Here is an 18,493-nt window from a genome sequence, read left to right on the forward strand (position 1 = left end):
CTTAACCGAACAGGTAACCAGCAACATCTTCTATCTTGGCTACAAGTTTCACTTCGATCAGTGTATTTTTTAATGATATCTTATTGTACTTGGAAACAAAAATAGTAGAAAATCCTAACTTTTCGGCTTCCAGTATGCGCTGCTCTACCCTGTTTACCGGACGTATCTCGCCTGATAAGCCAATTTCTCCGGCAAAACAAAAATCTTTATTTACCGGAATGTCTTCGTTAGAAGACAGTATTGCCGCTACAACAGCAAGGTCTATAGCGGGGTCGTCTACATTTATGCCTCCTGTTATGTTCAGGAAAACGTCTTTGGCACCCAGCCTGAAACCGGCTCTTTTTTCAAGAACCGCCAGTATCATGTTCAGTCTTTTGGCATTGTATCCGGTAGTAGAACGCTGGGGTGTACCATATACTGCGGTGCTTACCAGTGCCTGAATCTCAACCATAAGTGGTCGCATACCCTCCATAGTGGTTGCGATGGCAGTTCCGCTTAGCTCTTCCTCTTTGTGGGAAATCAATATCTCCGATGGGTTGCTTACCTCTCTTAATCCTGTACCCAACATTTCATAAATGCCCAATTCGGCGGTAGACCCAAAACGGTTTTTTAGTGAGCGTAGTATGCGGTATACATGGTTTCTGTCACCTTCGAACTGAAGTACAGTGTCTACCATGTGTTCCAGTATCTTAGGCCCTGCAATGCTGCCATCTTTGGTTATGTGGCCTATCAGTATTACCGGAACATTGGTTTCTTTAGCAAACTTGATAAGCTCGGCTGTTGTTTCGCGTATTTGCGAAATGCTCCCTGCCGATGATTCTATAAAATCGGTATGCAGGGTTTGTATAGAGTCAATAATAAGCACTTCGGGGTCAATGGCCTCTATTTGCTTAAATATATTCTGGGTTTTGGTTTCGGTGAGTATGTAGCAGTTGTCGGCAGCAGGGGTAATCCTTTCGGCGCGCATCTTTATCTGTTTCTGGCTTTCTTCACCCGATACATAAAGTGTTCGGAAAGGCAACTTTAACGAAATTTGCAACAGCAGCGTACTCTTACCAATGCCGGGTTCTCCTCCTAAAAGTGTAAGCGATCCGGGTACCAGTCCGCCACCCAATACACGGTTGAGTTCGGCATCGCCGGTATCAAGCCTGATCTCAGCAGCCGAATCAATTTCGTTTATGCGTAGTGGTTTTGCGGCTCTTTTTACTTCACCTGTGCTTGGCTTCCATGCCTGTTTTTCTTCCTTCTGGATAATTTCCTCTACAATGGTGTTCCATTGCTTGCAGGAATTACATTGTCCCTGCCATTTGGCATACTGTGTGCCGCAATTTTGGCAGAAGAAGGTCGTTTTTAGTTTGGCCATGAAATGATTTTATGTTTTTTTGGTTCTCAAAAATAATGAAAAGGCAGAAGTTTTAAAGTTAAAATTTTTAGAAGCCCCGGAGGGGGCGGAATATTTATAGAAATGCTATCCCTAATGAATGAGCTCCGGAGGAGCGGCATTATACCGCTCCTCCGGAGCTCTATTGGTTGTTTAACACGCAGGTTATAAATATTCCGCCCCCTCCGGGGCTACTAGAGTTATTTAAGATTATCCGCTTTTTCAAGCATCATGTCTTTGGTGTATTCGCCTACTTCGCTGTAGCCATAGCCTTTCATGTAAGCATTAACAGCTTTTTTGTTTTCTCCCATTTTCTCATAATACAAACCTGTATAGTATTCGGCAAAGGTTGTTTTAGGGTAGTTTTTAGAAGCAACATCGGATAGTAATTTCAGTTCCTCATACGCACCGTTTTTAAGGATAGCAGCCTCAATGGCTCTAAAGTCGTTAAGACGTACCGGAATTTTTACACCAAGGTCTTTCTGGATTACATCATATTTTTTAGTCAGGTAATCAACATAACCGGATTTCAGGGTAACTATCTTTTCCTGATATTCGGTCGAAGTGATAGGTTGGTATATAGAGAAGATATGATACATAGCTTCCGGAATTGCGAAAGTCACCAGTGAGTAATGCGAAGCATTCTTTATATCATCAAAATAATACTTAAGCGTAGGGCTTGGTGCTTTTTTAATATTCTCGTCAAGCGTTTTAATTTTCTTCTGCATTTTTGCGACATCGCCATCGGCAGTTGCCAGATAATAATATATAGGTGTTTTAATGTCGGCAAGCCTTCCTGCAAGATCTTCTTCCATTTCTTTAGGAAGCTCTGGGCTTAAGGCAATATAGGCATTGAATAACGGATTTTCCTTATACAGGAAGAAGTTAATATAGCCGGCAGTAAGGTCATGGCCTGCAATAATCTTGAACGGAGAGATGCGGTATTTTTTCTCAACATACGGCATCATTTCGGTAACAATGAAGTCGAAGAATTTTTCGCTGAATTCATCCGGAAGTCCCGTTTCTTTTTCAACATGGCAGTCGGTCTTGCGCTCGTTGTTTCTGTTTTGGTTAATACCTACTATGATAACTTCCGGAAGGTCATTCCAGTACTCGGTATACGACAGCATACCGGAGAACGGATCTACCAGGTAATCGCCATCAAGCAGTACCAAAAGTGGATATTTTTTATTCTTGTTTGCCGGAGAATCATACGATGCCGGAGTAACCACAGTAATTTGTCTGTTTACATTCAGTTTTTGCGAAGGGATGTCTTCATTAACCTTTTTTTGTGCAAATAAGGCAGTTGTAAAAAGTAAGAAAAAGAGTAAGGTTTTGTTTTTCATTGCTTTACGTGTTTTTTAGTAGAAACGCCAAGCAAGGTAACAATTATTTGCGTTTATAAAGTAAAGGCAACACTAAAAATGCGAGTCCTCCAAGGCAAACTATCAATCCGGTTTGAGAGGCCCAGGTTAGCCATCCGAATGCAGTTCCTGCTTCTTTAGGTATGGCATACAATCCGAGTACTCCTGCAAGGGCTGCCGGGTAAACTCCAAATCCGCCGTTACTAAAGGTTACGGCAAGACTGCCTATAACGAAGCCCACACATACTACGCCAAAACTAAGCTGTGCCGTTTCAGGTATGGCAAAAATGGTAATGTAAAACATTAACACATAACTAAACCATATATAAACCGAAAGGAACATAAAAGGCCATTTGTTAGGCATTTTGGCTACGCTCAAAACACCTTCCATAAGTCCGGATATCTTTTCCTTGAGTTTCAGTAGCCATTTGTTTTTGCTGTACATATAAAAAAGGATAGCTCCTCCCATAAGGGCAACACAACAAATGCCGTATACAATTAGATTTTGATAAGGAATGGTTTGGGTAAGGTATTCTTTAAGCGTGCCAAACTGAAGTATAACAGTTCCGGCTACGCAAAACAATAACAGGAACAAGTCTACCACGCGTTCGCTAATAATAGTGCCAAGGCCTTTATCGAAGGGTACATCGCTGTAGCGTTTCAGTACCAATGCACGGCTCACTTCACCACTTCGCGGAACGGTCATATTCATCAGATAGGTAACACATACTGCACTGAAACGCACCATGAATGGGCTGGTGTATCCTATATGGTTAAGCGTATATTTCCAGCGGTAAGCACGGGCAATATGCCCCGAAAGGCCAATCAGCATGGAAAGATAGATGTAGGTATAGTCGGCATTTTTAAAATACCCTTTTATCTCCTCAAACTGAGCAGGTGTAAACTGGTTATAAGTATATATAACTAAAAAAACTCCCACTGAAAGTGGGAGTAGTATACTTAAAATTTTGCTTAATTTCTTGTTCAAACCTAGGTAAGGGAATTGTCTTTTTCGTTAGGGAAAACCAATGTAGGCTTAAAGCTCTTGGCTTCTTCAAAATCCATGATACCGTAAGATATGATGATAATGATATCACCACGCTGTACTTTTCTCGCCGCAGGACCATTTAACGTTATGTCGCCACTGTTCCTGTTACCTTTAATCGCATAAGTTTCAAGGCGCTCACCATTGTTGATGTTTACGATAGAAACTTTTTCACCTTCAATAATATTGGCTGCTTCCATTAACGCTTCGTCTATGGTAATACTGCCTATGTAATTTAAATCAGCTCCAGTCACCGTAACACGGTGAAGCTTGGACTTTACAACTTGAATTTGCATGGCGCAAAGGTAATCAATTTAATGATATATTGTCAATTAACCTAACATTGCTTAAAAAAACTGCAATAAAACCCCTGTAAGCCTTGTTTTCTTTAATGTTGGCAGGGATAAGATCGTCTTCAGCGGTAATCTCGAAATAGTCCATTTTAAATTCAGGACGTGCTTCAAAAGCATCGTAAATATGTTTTTTTACATCTGCAATGCTTTTGTTGCCAAATAGTTGCTTTGCTTCCTGAAGTATTTTGTATATAAATGCAGCTTTCTCTTTATCCTCGTCAGATAACCTTTGGTTTCTTGAACTCATGGCAAGACCATTCGGTTCGCGGCTGATGGGGCAACCAATTATATTTATTGGCATTGCTTCTTTTTCAACCATCTTTTTTACAATTTGTAATTGCTGAAAATCTTTCTCGCCAAAGTAGGCATTATCAGGAGTTACAATCTCAAAAAGTTTTTTTACAATAGTTCCTACGCCATCAAAATGCCCTGGGCGGTGTGCGCCTTCCATTTGATTTTCAAGTCCATCAAACGAAAAATGACCCGAAACAGTATTGCCTTCATACATTTCATCTACCGATGGGGCGAAAATCAGAATCTTGTCACTTACCGTTTTTACTTTTTCGGCATCAGCTTCCAGTGTCCTTGGGTATTTTTCCAGGTCTTCGGGGTTGTTGAACTGGGTAGGATTTACAAAAATGCTGATTACGGTAATGTCGTTTTCGTTTACCGACTTCTCTAATAACGAGAGATGCCCTTTATGCAAGGCACCCATTGTAGGTACAAAACCTATGGTCGATCTTTTGTTTTTGTAGTCTGATAAAAATGTAGTTAAATCAGCTTTTTTGTTGAAAATGAGCATTAGTAGTATATTATATTCGAAGCAAAATTAATATAATAGTTATAAAATGCGCAAAATTGTTTAATTTTGCGTGTTTTAACACCTTTAGAAATTATATAAGTTTTAACATGGAGGATAAGAGGATATTGTATGTATCATCTGAAGTAGTGCCTTATTTGGCTGAGAATGAAGTTTCTTTAATGTCATATGATGTACCGAAAATGATCAATGATCAAGGCGGACAGATAAGAATATTCATGCCGAGGTATGGTAATATTAATGAGAGAAGGCATCAATTGCATGAGGTAATCCGATTATCAGGGATGAATTTGGTGGTAAACGATATGGATATGCCCCTGATAATAAAAGTGGCTTCAATCCCTAAAGAGAGAATACAGGTTTATTTTATAGATAACGACGAATACTTTAAGAGGAAAGCGACTTTCAGCGATGAAGACGGAGTATTATACCCGGATAATGATGAAAGAGCTATCTTTTTTGCAAAAGGGGTAGTCGAAACAGTAAAAAAACTGAATTGGGTGCCGGATATCATCCACGTACATGGATGGCTTGCAGGTATGCTTCCGGTATACATGAAACATTATTATAAGAACGAAGCACTTTTTGCAGATACAAAAATTGTAACATCGGTATACGGGCAGTCTTTTGACGGTACTCTGGATAACGATATGCTTAAAAAGGTATTGTTTGACAATGTGCCTGAAAGCGACGTGAAGATGCTTGAAGTTCCTGATTATAACAATGTTATGAAGGCTTCGATAGCACATTCTGATGGTGTTATCATAGCGTCTGAAAACCTTTCTGATGAATTAGTGAAGTTTGTTGAAGCTTCAGGAAAACCATTCCTTCCGTATGTAGGCAAAGATAAATTTGCAGAGGCGTATACTAATTTCTATAGAAATCAGGTTTTATAGTAAATCTAAAAAAAATATAATGACGAATAGTTCATTTCTAAAGAAACTCGTATTTGCTTTAACGGCGTTTAGTGTTGTGCTTTTTGTATCGTGTGACGACGACTTTAATCTTTTAGGGGCAGATGTTATCGATGGCGACATCCATAGTGATATGGAAAGAGAAGAGGTAAGTGTTGTTGCTTATGACAGACCAACAGGTGCAGTTCAGGCAAATAACATGACACAGAACCAGCTTGGGGTTTATGATAATCCTGTTTTTGGTAAAACCGTTTCAAATTTTGTTACCCAGGTGGTAATGGCTTCTGAAAACCCAACACTTTATGAGCCGGTTGTAGATTCGGTATATTTATATATTCCTTATTATACGACTGCAAAGGAAGCGGGCGAAGACGGAGAGACGATTTATGAATGGGGGAATAGTCTGAATACCTATATTTTTGGCGATCCTGAAGCTAAGTTCAATCTTAAGATATATCAAAATGGTTATTACTTAAGAGATACTGATCCGGGAGCGACTGATAATACGCAGCGTTACTTCTCTGATGACAAAGCTATGGTAGAGAACATGGTTGTAGGTCAGCCATTGTTCGAAGGAGATACTACATTTAGCCTAAAAGAAGTGCGAATTGACGCTAAAGTAACCGATGATAGCGGAAATGTTACTGATAAGGTGGTTGAAAGAAAAAAACCGGGGTTATATATTCAGTTTGACCCAGCGAGGTTTAATGAATTGTTCTTTAGCCAGGCTAACAGAGGAAACCTTATCAATAATACTGTCTTTAAAAATTATTTCAGGGGGCTTTACTTTAAAGTTGAACAGCTTGATAAGGCTGTAATGAATATCCCTGATTTTGCTTCGGGGACCATTACGGTTAAAATGCGTGATTATGAAGCGCTGACTTCAGGTACAACTGCCGGGCCTGATCTTGAAAAAGGACGTATAAGAAAAACAGTTACCTTTAACCTTAAAGGGAATACAATAAACTTTTTTGATAATACATATAATACTGATTTTAATACTGCTGTATCTAATTCCGATGTTACATTAGGAGATGACAGATTGTATTTAAAAGGTGGTGCCGGATCAATGGCTGTTGTTAGCTTAAATGATGCTAAAATCAATGAGCTTATACAAACTATTGGAAAGGGTGCGGGTAACAATGTTCTTATAAACGAGGCTAATCTTGTTTTTTATGTGGATAATAATGCTGAGAATGGAATGGGTGGAAATGCTAGTAGAAACGTTGTTGCTCCATGGCGTTTATACTTGTATGACCTTAAAAACAGGAAACCTATAATTGACTATTCGATGGATGCGACTACTTATCAGAGTAACCCTAAATTGGATAAATATAATTTTGGAGGTATCATCGATACCCTTAGCGATGGGAGGATAGCTTATAAAATAAGACTTACCAATCATATCAAAAACATTATTAAAGGCGATTCGACCAATGTTAAACTAGGTCTTGTCGTTACTGATAACATTAATATTACAACCAATTATAAGCTTAAAACACCTTTTACTGAGGGAGATATCCAGGTTAAAGATGTTCCTTATTCTTCTGTGCAAAATTTGTTGGGAACTAAACTATATGGAAGCAATGTTCCTGCGGATGGCAACGGAAGTGAAAAAAATGGTGTTAAGCTTGAAATTTATTATAGCAAACCTAAAGAATAAACGTTATGTGTGGAATTGTAGGCTACATAGGTCATAGAGAGGCCTATCCTGTAATCATAAAAGGTCTTAAAAGACTTGAGTACAGAGGGTATGACAGTGCCGGTGTTGTTCTTTATGACGGTACCGACCTTAAACTTTCAAAAACGAAAGGAAAAGTATCTGACCTTGAAGCAAGGGCAGAGAAAGAAATATCATTAAATGGTTCTATTGGTATAGGGCATACACGTTGGGCTACACACGGTGTGCCTAATGATGTGAATTCACATCCGCATGTTTCTAATTCTGGTAACCTTGTGATTGTTCATAATGGTATTATCGAGAACTATGAGCCGCTTAAAAAGGAGCTTATCAAAAGAGGCTATGTATTTCATTCAGATACGGATACTGAAGTTTTGGTAAACCTTATCGAAGAAGTTAAAAAACAAGATAACCTTAAGCTTGGCAAAGCCGTTCAGGTGGCGCTTAATCAGGTGGTAGGTGCTTATGCTATTGCGGTATTTGACAAAGAAAGACCAAATGAGATTGTTGCGGCCCGTTTGGGTAGTCCATTGGCAATTGGTGTTGGTAAAGACGAGTTCTTTGTAGCATCTGATGCTTCACCATTTATTGAGTATACTTCAAATGCTATTTACCTTGAAGATGAGGAAATGGCAATTATAAGACTGCATAAACCTCTTAAGATAAGGAAGATTAAAGATGATACTTTGGTTGATCCTTATATTCAGGAGCTTCAAATGAATCTTGAGCAGATTGAAAAAGGAGGTTATGACCACTTTATGCTTAAAGAGATCTATGAGCAGCCAAGCGTTATTAAAGATACATACCGAGGAAGGCTTCATGCCAATGAAGGACTTATTAAAATGGCAGGTATTGAAGATAACCTTCAGAAGTTCCTTAATGCTGACAGGATACTTATCATTGCCTGTGGTACTTCTTGGCACGCCGGTCTTGTAGCAGAGTATATTTTTGAAGAATTTGCACGTATTCCTGTAGAAGTTGAGTATGCATCGGAGTTCCGATACAGAAACCCTATCGTCAGGCCAACGGATGTAGTTATCGCTATTTCGCAATCAGGCGAGACAGCTGATACCCTTGCGGCTATAAAACTGGCTAAAGAGCAGGGAGCATTTGTATTTGGTGTGTGTAATGTGGTAGGTTCATCTATTTCTCGTGAAACACATGCAGGTGCTTATACTCACGCAGGTCCTGAAATTGGTGTGGCTTCTACCAAAGCATTTACCACACAAATTACAGTGCTTACGCTTATTGCACTCCGTCTAGCACAGGCTAAGGGAACCATGAATAATTCAGACTTCCACAGATACCTGCAGGAACTGGAGCTTATTCCTGAAAAAGTGGCTGAGGCTTTAGAAACTAACCTTGTAGCGCAGACTATTGCTGCTGTGTATAAGGATGCGCCTAACGCACTTTATCTGGGTAGAGGTTATAACTTCCCGGTAGCACTTGAAGGAGCTCTTAAATTAAAAGAAATATCATACATTCATGCGGAGGGTTATCCTGCGGCTGAGATGAAACACGGACCTATCGCACTTATCGATGAGTCGATGCCTGTATTCATTATCGCACCGCAACAGGAGCACTACGATAAGATTGTAAGTAACATACAGGAGATAAAATCGAGAAGCGGAAAAATTATTGCTGTGGTAACTAAAGGTGATACTCAGGTAAAAGCCTTAGCGGACCACGTAATCGAGATTCCGGCTACTTCTGATGCTTTATCGCCACTATTGACTACAATACCACTACAATTACTTTCTTACCATATTGCGGTAATGAGAGAGTGTAACGTAGACCAGCCAAGAAACCTGGCGAAGTCGGTTACGGTAGAATAATCATTGAAAATATAAAATTGAAAAAGCGGTTAAGGTAACTTAGCCGCTTTTTTATTTATTCAATTTCCTTCTTATCTTTAATTTTAAATCAAAACTTATGTTTTTTGCCATTTTTCTGGTAGTTGCTGTAATTGTCGGCTTTTACTTTTATTATACATCTAAACCCAAAACGGTAAAAACGTTTTCTGCTGAGTGGGAAACCCTGTTGCAAGAGCATGTGCGTTTTTACCGTGACCTGCCTGAAGAAAAACAGCCTGAATTCCGCGAGCGTATCCTTCAGTTTTTAGGTGAAACTTATATCGATGGGGTTGGTCTTGAAATTAACGATCTGGATAAGCTATTAATTGCTTCAAGTGCAGTAATACCTGTCTTTGGCTTTGCCGAATGGCACTATTTTAACCTTACAGGTGTTTTACTGTACCCGGATTATTTTGATGAAGATATGCAGTTTGCTAATTCTGATAAGGATCGGAACATAGGAGGGCTGGTAGGCAGCGGAAGGTTTGAAAAGAAAATGATACTGAGCAGAAAGGCATTATATGCGGGTTTTGATAATACTAGCGATAAAAATAACACAGGTATTCATGAATTTGTACATCTGATCGATAAAATGGATGGCGCTACCGATGGCATTCCTGAGTTACTTTTAGGGCATCAGTATGTAATTCCATGGGTAGATTTAATGCACAAAACCATGGAAGAAATTAACGATGATGAATCGGACATACGAAAATATGCAGGAACAAAACAGGCTGAATTCTTTGCTGTGGTATCCGAATATTTTTTTGAGCGTCCCGACTTATTGCAGGCTAAACACCCTGAAATCTATACAATGCTGGAGTCTTGTTTTTATCCTAAGAGATAAAAATCATGACTATGACAATGAGAATTTTATTAAAAAAAATCTTAAAATCAGCTCATTTGCCTGCTTCTGATGGTTATTATAGATGCTTGTCTTTTAAAAACAGGTTTCTTAAAGGTTAATATGTTTGTAATTAGGAGTTTAATTTTAATTTTTGTCTTTTAAAATTCGCCTTTTTGGAAAGGCTTATTATATATAGGTAGAATTATTCTGTCGAATTATTCGTATGTTTGATAGTTAACTAAATTAAACTATTAAACTATGAATCAAAAATTATTAGACATTTCGCCCGGCTTTGGCTTTGGTGTCGGTCGTTTTTTGAATCTTAAAGGCACTATAGGACGACTTTGCCTGTTGTTGCTTTTAAGTTTCATTTCAACGGTTGGCTACGGGCAGTTGGCTACTCAAAACTTTGATACCGGTATACCAGTCACATGGGCTCAGGCAAACAATGGTGTTGGGACAACAGCTTACACTACCTCTCCGGATGGTTATCTGGGAAGTGCCGGGGCGGCCTTTATTGACCCCTCATCTGAAAATATCGGAAACGGAAACACTGCAAGATATTTTCTAATCACGCCACAAATAAATGTGCCTACTAACAGTGAGCTTCGTTTTTTTACAAAGCAATCAAGTACTACTGATTATGGTAATGTTTATGAGGTTCGTGTTTCTACCGCACTCCCTACCGATATAACAAGTTATACTACTACACTTGCATCATATACAGAAGCACAGCTAAGTAATGGTAATGTTTATGAAGAAAAGGTAATTCCTATTCCGCCCACCATTCAGGGACTTAATATTTATGTTGCATTTGTATTGGTTAATAACCAAAATGCGGCAACGCCTAATGCTGATACCTGGTTTATAGACAATGTTAACCTCCAAACGGCACAGGTTTGTAATCCTGTTGTGGCAACTACAATTACAGCTTCTGCAATTTCTATAACAGGAGCAACAATAAACTGGACACATCCAACGGCTACCCAGTTTCAGGTTATTGTTCAGGATGCATCTTTAGCTGCTCCGGGAGCTTCGGCAGTAGGTTCTGTTGTAACAGGTGCAGGCACTTCATTTTCCTATCCTGCTACGGGTTTGACAGGTGGTACCGCTTATAAGGCTTATGTGAAAGCCATTTGTTCACAATCCAGCAGTGCCTGGATAACGACCTCGGGCACTACATTTACAACGGCACTATTGGGGTCGGCTTGTTCAAATCCTCTCATTATTCCTGCAAACGGAACAACATACACTTACACGAACAACCTAAGTAACTTCCAGAATGCATCTGTAACTTATGCGAATCAGGGCTCAAGTTGTCTTTCTCCATCACTAACGGCAAATTACCTTAATGGTGCTAAAGCTTTCTTTTCATACACGCCAACCCAGAATGGTGTAATCACTGTTACAAACATGACTACTGCCAATAGTGGGCAAAACGGTTTTAACCATATAACCGGGGTGTTTGTTTATGAAGGATGTTCTAATGTAGGTGTACAATGTTTAGGAGGTAATAATACCTCTGCAGCGGCAACTCCTAAGTCTATTCCTAACCTTTATGTACAGGCGGGGCAAACCTATATTATAGTTGTTTCTTCATCGTTAGTTGCTAACGCAGGTATTATATTTACGCTGACGGTTAAGACAGAAGCTTGTGCTCCACCGGCAGTTTTTAAGTATAAAAACTTATTGCAAAATAGTGTTAGATTTTCGTGGGATAATCCGGGGAATCTTTACAATACATGGGAGTACAGGGTTCAGACTTCGGGATCGGCAGCGCCAACAGCTTCTTCTACCGGAACCCAAACTACTACTAACATAGATAACTTTATCAATACAGGTCTTGCTGCAGGTACAGCATATGATCTTTATGTTCGTACGGTATGCGGAGGTGTTCCGGGTAACTGGAGCACAGCCTATAAATTTACTACACAGTGTACTACTTTTAATACGCCATATTCTCAGGATTTTGCAACGGCTACGGCATCTGCTCCGGCACCTTGCTGGACCGTTATTGATGCAAATAGTGATGCGGTTACCTGGTCGTATTTAACACAATCGGCAACGATACTAACAAGTACATTCCAGAATAATAACAATGATTATTTTGTAAGTCCACAGGTTGTAAGTGCAGCAAGCGCTCAAATGAGGGTGCGCTATAAATACAAAGCAACAGGCGGAACTATTAAATACTCTGTAAGATTATCCCAAACAGGTGTTGGGGTAGATGATTTTACGACTATCCTTTTACCTGAAACGGCAATATCTAATACTGCTAATCAGGAAATGGTTATTAATTTATCGCCAACTATTACGGGACCTATAAATATTGCTTTTGTTGTAACACCGGGTGCTGGAAGTAATGCTACAAGGATAAATATAGACGATGTATTTATCGAGAATATGCCGGCATGTCCGGATCCAACAGCTATTACTGTAGTTGATGCTACAACAAATACAGCTCAGTTTTCGTGGACGCCGGGTAATACCGAAACACAGTGGGAAGTAATTGTACAGGAAGAATATCTTGCTACACCGCTTGCGACACAAAGTGGTACTGTTGTAACTTCAAACCCTTACACGGCAACAGGTTTAGATCATTCAACTAAATACGAAGTGTTTGTAAGGGCTACTTGTGGTGCTTTTGGAACCAGCCAGTGGGTAGGGCCGGTAGCATTTACCACAGACTGTTCTGTAATGAGCCTTCCGTTTTTAGAAACGTTTAATGATACCGATTCGGAATCAGTTAAATTCTGTTGGACAATAAACAATGCTAATAATGATGCCAGACAATTTGCAATTGGTACTACAAATGCTTCATTGTCTGTACCTCTTGCTCAGCAGCCTGCCGGATTTGATGATTGGTTAATTTCGCCACCTATCCAGATCAATGGTTATGGTAAGCTTACTTTTGACTATTCTTCGGCTATGATTCTGACTACTGCAGCGCGTTTTGGCTGTCAGGTGCTTATCTCAACTACAGATAATAATCCATCGAGTTTTACGGAACTGATACCTTTATTTGAAATTACAAATACAACGGCGCTCCAAAAAACTGTTTATTTCCCTGCAACAGGACCTGTGTATATTGCATTTAGGGTGCCGCCTACATTTATAATTCCTCCGGTTGCAACGGTTCTTAATATTGATAACGTTAAGATAGAAGATGCACCTGCGTGTCCTTCGCCACTAAACTTAGCGATTACTAATGTTACTGCTAATGGTGTAGATGTTGCATGGGGAGCAGGTAACCTTGAGACGCAATGGCAGGTATCTATTTTACCATTAGGCTCGGGTGATCCTAACCTTAATCCTACAGTAGTATCTACTAGCTCTTATCAGGCTACTAACCTTCTTCCGGGAACGGAATATCAGTTGTTTGTAAGGGCACTGTGTGATGATTCTAACAGTCTTTGGGTAGGCCCAAAATACTTTACAACAACATGTACTCAGGTTTATACCGCTCCGTTTACTGAAACGTTTAATGATGGCTCTGTATCTGAGGCTTGCTGGAAAGTAATTAATGCAAATAATGATTCTGATAATGGAGTCTGGATAGTGGTATTGCTCCTTATGAAGGCAACCACGCAGCTGCCCTATTTACGGGAAACAATGGTGCTAATAACGACTGGCTTATTACGCCTAAAATCACTGTTCCGGCAAATTACCGCTTAAGATATTATTACAGGGTTTATGAAGAAGGTTATATTGAAGATCTTAATATTTTAGTGTCGACTACCGGTGATAACCCAGCTGATTTTACCACTATGATTTATAACTCGGATGCTGATCCGGTAATTATAAATAATATAGTTTATAAAGAGAAAATAATCGATTTGCCTGTATCGGGTGATATTTATATCGCGTTCCGCGTACCGCCTCATGCTTCTACTGGAAGTTATAGAGGGCAAATGCTTATGATTGACAATGTAAATATAGAGGCTATTCCGGCATGTCCGGAAGCGTTTAACGTGGTGGTTAATCCTAACAATATTACCGATTCTCAAATGGTAGTGCAGTGGGAAACTGCGGGGACACAATCAGCTTGGGAGGTGGCAGTTGTTCCTTATAATGTAGATGTAACGAGCGGAACTATTCCTTCTCAATACATTCATACAGCAACTACAAATCCGTTTACGGTAAATGGACTTACAGCGAGCAGCAACTATAAAGTATATGTCCGCAATATTTGTTCTTCGACTTCACAAAGTATATGGTCCGGCCCGGTTGAGGCAATTACCAAATGTGATGCTGAGAGCGCATGTGAGTATACGCTTGTATTAACAAGTAATGGAACTGCTTCAACAGGTATAAGTGTTTTCCAAAATTCAATGAAGACCCACTATGTTGCATTTGCAGGGGGTAATACTCCGGTGTCTACACCAATATTCCTGTGTAATGGTGGGGAATTTGAATTGTTCTTTGATACAATGGGGTTTGCTCCCGCACAGTATGCGCAATATCAGGTATCGCTGTTAAATTCAGACGGTATAACTGTTTGGGCAAGTCCAATGGGTGTTGGTCCACTAAAATCTGTTGTATATACGGGTATTGCTCAGTGCGGACCGATAAGCTGTCCTCAGCCTACGGCTTTAACGACTGCAGAGAACGGCCAGTTTTCGTGGACGGCAGGCGGCACTGAAACACAATGGGAAGTAGCGGTTCAGCCGCTGGATAACCAGTCGTTACCTCAGTCGGGTACAATTGTAAATACACCGTCATATACTCCGGTTGCTGCTGATTTTCTTGATGCTAATGTGGCGACATACGAATATTTCGTTAGAGCTGTATGTGGTGCAGGTGAAACAAGTTACTGGTCCGGGCCGTATGATTTTGTAAGAAACAATGGTGCTAACAATGCTATGGCTTTACCAATTAACAACACTTTGGATTGCCAGAATAATGTTGCTAAAGTAAGTTTCAGGAATGCTACGCTTTCATCGGAAGCGCTGGCTTGTCCGGGGGTAAAACAAAGTGATGTCTGGTTTAGCTTTACGGCAGAATCTAAAGTGCATATAATAAAAGCAATAGGCTTTGAAGAATATATTTATGGTACTGAAAATGTTTTTGTAACATTATCAAACAACCTTGGTTTTGAGAAATATCCTGATTTTACAATGACTTTGTACAGGGTAAACCCTGATACTTCTCTTACAGAGATTAGCTGTGTAAACAACAATGCGCTTGTAACAAGTTATATGTCTGAGCTTGTAGTTGGGACATCTTATAAAGTACGTTTAACATTAAATGCACCTGTGGTAAATACAAGACTATTCAATGTTTGCCTTACTACGCCTCAGGATGTGTGTAATTTAAATGCGATTAACCACGATTTTGAAGAGCCTATGTTGCCACAGTATAGTGGTACGTGGGAATCTAACGTGTCGCATACGGTAATACCGGGATGGAGGTCTAATATTGCTACTAATGATAACATCTGGATATGGGAAGCATTAAATTCAGTAAATGTACCATCAGGTGCTTTTCTCCCATATTCTCAGAATCAGTGTATAGGGTTTAATTACGGTGACAATCCTCCGGCTTACAATCCTGCTGATATGGTTAATATTCAGGGTGTATTCAAGGATATTGACAGTTCAGAGATTACTGAGTTCTTGTACAGTTTTGCCCATTTAGGAAGACTAAACAGTAATATGGATCTTTACGCAGGCCCACCATCAGGTCCGTTTACACTTGTAAAAGCTGTAAACTCGACCGGTAGCTGGAACTATGTAACGGGTACTTATGAAGTTCCTGCCGGACAAACCACTACAAGGTTTATTTTCAGGGCAAGAAACAATTCTGCAGGTAATACTATTGACCTTGCTAATTTTATTCCGAATAACAAGATCAATGCTACTTCGGAAAACAAAAACCTTGATTGTGCTAATGCTACCTATACAGCTTCGGCAGAAGGAGTAGGGACATGGATTCCTGCTCAGGATAACCCTGGTCCGGTTGTTATTTCAGATCCTTCATCAAGAAATATAACAATTAGTGGCTTCATGAATCCTGGTACGTATGCGTTTACATGGAAAACACGTTACTGCGAAGATGTACTTACACTTCAGTATACAGGTGTTGATGAAATTCCTGTTGTAACTACTCCGGTAGATTACTGTGTGGGGGCAGTTGCTGCTCAATTAACAGCGCCGGATCTTACGGGATATACAGCAGTATGGTATGATGTGCCGGTAGGAGGTACAGCACTTGCGACAGCTCCAACACCTTCTACAGCTACAGATGGTACCACGTCTTATTATGTAGCCTATGTTAATGCACAGGGTTGTGAAGGTCAGAGAGCATTGGTAAATGTAGAAGTTAATCAGATAGAAACTCCTACAGTTGCCTTCAGCTACGACGCGGCAGAATACTGCGCTATAGGAGCTAACCCTGTAATCACACCAGATCCGGCTATAACAGCAAACGGAACATTTACGGTAGTTCCTGCAACAGGCATTACGCTTGATGCGACTACAGGAGCCATTGACCTTGCAGGAGCTACTGCAGGAGTATATGATGTAACGTATACTGTTGCTGCAACAGGATGTAATCCTGAGGCATCACAAACGGTAACCATTACGGTAAATGCAGCAACCACTCCGGTTGCAGACTTTACCTATGCTAATAATGTTTGCCTAAACGCAACAGCAGCATTGCTTCCGGTTCCCGGCGCAGGATTTACCACAGGAGGAACCTATACGTCTGCAACAGTAACAGTAGACCCTCTGACAGGAGAGATCGATTTGGCTACTGCAACAGCAGGTACCCACGATATTACCTATACTATTATAGAAGATACTACCCTTGCAGGATGTATGAATGCAGGAAGCTATACCTTCCAGGTTGCTCTTGCAGAACCAACAGTTCCTGTAACCGGATTTACCTATGCGGCGGAATACTGTATTGCAGGAGCAAACCCAATACCAACAACAGAGGCTAACTTCTATGCAGGAGGAACATTCAGTGCCACGGGAGGACTTCCAATCGATCCACTAACAGGAGAGATTGATCTTGCCACGGCACAGACAGGTTCTTATGATGTTACGTATACAGTTGCAGAAGCAGACTGCCTTGAGGCAGGCAGCACAACAGTAAGTGTGGTTGTCAATGCGCTTGCAGCGCCGGTAACAACATTTAGTTACCCGACACCAAGCTGTATCAATTCAGCTGCTACACTGGAACCAACACTGGATGCTCTGTTTACAACAGGCGGATCGTTCAGTTCATCAACCCTGACGGTTGATGCTGCAACAGGAGCTATAGATCTTACAACGGCAACAGAGGGCACCCACGATATCGTGTACACCATAACAGCTGATGCTACGCAGTGTATTGATGGCGGAACCTTTACGGCTACGATAGAGCTTGTAGCAGGAGTAACGCCGGTGACTACATTCAGTTATGAAGAGAGTTATTGCAATGGCAGTGCCAATGCGTTCCCTGATACAGCAACAGACTTTACTGCAGGAGGTACATTTACCTCTACTACAGGGTTGGTTATAAATGCCACTACAGGAGAGATGAATATCACCGATAGTACACCGGGTACCTATACAATTGTTTACACTATCGATGCAGATGCTGACACATGTAATGCAGGAGGCTCACACAGCTTTACGCTTACCATCGTAGGAGGCCTTGAGGCAGAAGTGTCTCAGGAATGCAGGGACAATAACAGCTGGTTGTTTGTTACCGCTGTAAACGGCTCGTTTGATGCTGAAGCAGCAAGCTATGTATGGAAAGACGAATCGGGAGCTACGGTAGGCACCGACGCAGGACTTAACCTTACAGCCTATGCAGTTGCAAATGCTTCGGAAGAACTTCCGTTAACCTTTACGGTAACGATTACATCGGGCGACTGCTCATCAGAGATTGTTTATGAGGTATACAATATCATGTGTGATGTTCAGCGAGGTATCTCACCGAACGGAGATGGCATGAACGATAACCTTGACCTTACAGGTACAGGAGTTAAGAGTGTTGTGATCTTTAACCGTTATGGTAAAAAAGTATTTGAGCATGGGTTGGGTTATACCACACAGTGGCATGGCCAGGACAACAGCGGTAATGAGTTACCTGACGGTACATACTTCTACAGTATCGAGAATGCTGACGGAAGCAACAAAACCGGATGGATTTACATCAATAAATAATAGGATTGATTTAGAAGAGATTTCCCCTTAAATATTCAGGAAATATATTCGAGAGATGAAGAGGGCTTGTCTGAAAAGA

General features: G+C 40.5%; 11 protein-coding genes. 6 read left to right on the forward strand and 5 right to left on the reverse strand.

Translation table 11 applies throughout. The features are described 5' to 3' along the window. Position 1: 1 nt before the first annotated feature. The 5 genes from radA to panC all read right to left on the reverse strand — a co-directional run bounded on the left by radA (position 2) and on the right by panC (position 4,945). Complete coding sequence (gene radA, locus DEU42_RS11730; protein WP_114758490.1) at positions 2-1,363, reverse strand: DNA repair protein RadA; 1,362 nt, start codon at positions 1,361-1,363, stop codon at positions 2-4. Positions 1,364-1,581: 218 nt separating this feature from the next. Next, positions 1,582-2,727 (reverse strand): alpha/beta hydrolase, encoded by a 1,146-nt coding sequence (locus tag DEU42_RS11735; RefSeq protein ID WP_114758491.1) that lies wholly within the window; start codon positions 2,725-2,727, stop codon positions 1,582-1,584. A gap of 43 nt (positions 2,728-2,770) precedes the next feature. Further along, positions 2,771-3,733 carry a YbhN family protein gene (locus DEU42_RS11740; protein ID WP_114758492.1) on the reverse strand — a complete coding sequence of 321 codons (963 nt, stop codon included), beginning with the start codon at positions 3,731-3,733 and terminating at the stop codon, positions 2,771-2,773. Between the two features lie 2 nt (positions 3,734-3,735). Beyond that, positions 3,736-4,086 carry an aspartate 1-decarboxylase gene (gene panD, locus DEU42_RS11745; protein WP_114758493.1) on the reverse strand — a complete coding sequence of 117 codons (351 nt, stop codon included), beginning with the start codon at positions 4,084-4,086 and terminating at the stop codon, positions 3,736-3,738. 13 nt (positions 4,087-4,099) lie between these two features. Beyond that, positions 4,100-4,945, reverse strand: coding sequence for a pantoate--beta-alanine ligase (gene panC, locus DEU42_RS11750; protein ID WP_114758494.1), 846 nt, complete (start codon positions 4,943-4,945; stop codon positions 4,100-4,102). Positions 4,946-5,052: 107 nt separating this feature from the next. Between panC and DEU42_RS11755 the strand changes: the two genes are divergently transcribed. From DEU42_RS11755 to DEU42_RS11780, 6 genes are all read left to right on the forward strand, one after another. Then, on the forward strand, positions 5,053-5,859 hold the full coding sequence (locus tag DEU42_RS11755) for a glycogen/starch synthase (RefSeq protein WP_114758495.1): 807 nt from the start codon (positions 5,053-5,055) through the stop codon (positions 5,857-5,859). Positions 5,860-5,878: 19 nt separating this feature from the next. Beyond that, positions 5,879-7,540 (forward strand): DUF4270 domain-containing protein, encoded by a 1,662-nt coding sequence (locus DEU42_RS11760; protein ID WP_114758496.1) that lies wholly within the window; start codon positions 5,879-5,881, stop codon positions 7,538-7,540. A 5-nt stretch (positions 7,541-7,545) separates the two neighbouring features. Beyond that, a complete protein-coding gene (gene glmS / locus DEU42_RS11765) occupies positions 7,546-9,393 on the forward strand; it encodes a glutamine--fructose-6-phosphate transaminase (isomerizing) (protein WP_114758497.1) in 1,848 nt (615 codons plus the stop codon). A gap of 97 nt (positions 9,394-9,490) precedes the next feature. Continuing rightward, positions 9,491-10,258: a zinc-dependent peptidase gene (locus DEU42_RS11770; protein WP_114758498.1), complete on the forward strand. Its 768-nt coding sequence runs from the start codon at positions 9,491-9,493 to the stop codon at positions 10,256-10,258. 258 nt (positions 10,259-10,516) lie between these two features. Continuing rightward, positions 10,517-13,933 (forward strand): choice-of-anchor J domain-containing protein, encoded by a 3,417-nt coding sequence (locus DEU42_RS11775; RefSeq protein ID WP_114758499.1) that lies wholly within the window; start codon positions 10,517-10,519, stop codon positions 13,931-13,933. Beyond that, positions 13,906-18,414 carry a gliding motility-associated C-terminal domain-containing protein gene (locus DEU42_RS11780; protein ID WP_233506668.1) on the forward strand — a complete coding sequence of 1,503 codons (4,509 nt, stop codon included), beginning with the start codon at positions 13,906-13,908 and terminating at the stop codon, positions 18,412-18,414. The genes DEU42_RS11775 and DEU42_RS11780 overlap by 28 nt, the downstream gene beginning before the upstream one ends. The last annotated feature ends 79 nt before the right edge of the window (positions 18,415-18,493 follow it).

This window comes from Flavobacterium sp. AG291, assembly GCF_003350375.1.
GTDB lineage: Bacteria > Bacteroidota > Bacteroidia > Flavobacteriales > Flavobacteriaceae > Flavobacterium > Flavobacterium suzhouense.

Coding starts and splice junctions, on each gene's coding strand:
- glmS (WP_114758497.1), top strand. CDS start 7,546: ATGTGTGGAATTGTAGGCTACATAGGTCATAGAGAGGCCTATCCTGTA.
- DEU42_RS11775 (WP_114758499.1), top strand. CDS start 10,517: ATGAATCAAAAATTATTAGACATTTCGCCCGGCTTTGGCTTTGGTGTC.
- DEU42_RS11760 (WP_114758496.1), top strand. CDS start 5,879: ATGACGAATAGTTCATTTCTAAAGAAACTCGTATTTGCTTTAACGGCG.
- panC (WP_114758494.1), bottom strand. CDS start 4,945: ATGCTCATTTTCAACAAAAAAGCTGATTTAACTACATTTTTATCAGAC.
- DEU42_RS11735 (WP_114758491.1), bottom strand. CDS start 2,727: ATGAAAAACAAAACCTTACTCTTTTTCTTACTTTTTACAACTGCCTTA.
- DEU42_RS11770 (WP_114758498.1), top strand. CDS start 9,491: ATGTTTTTTGCCATTTTTCTGGTAGTTGCTGTAATTGTCGGCTTTTAC.
- DEU42_RS11755 (WP_114758495.1), top strand. CDS start 5,053: ATGGAGGATAAGAGGATATTGTATGTATCATCTGAAGTAGTGCCTTAT.
- radA (WP_114758490.1), bottom strand. CDS start 1,363: ATGGCCAAACTAAAAACGACCTTCTTCTGCCAAAATTGCGGCACACAG.
- panD (WP_114758493.1), bottom strand. CDS start 4,086: ATGCAAATTCAAGTTGTAAAGTCCAAGCTTCACCGTGTTACGGTGACT.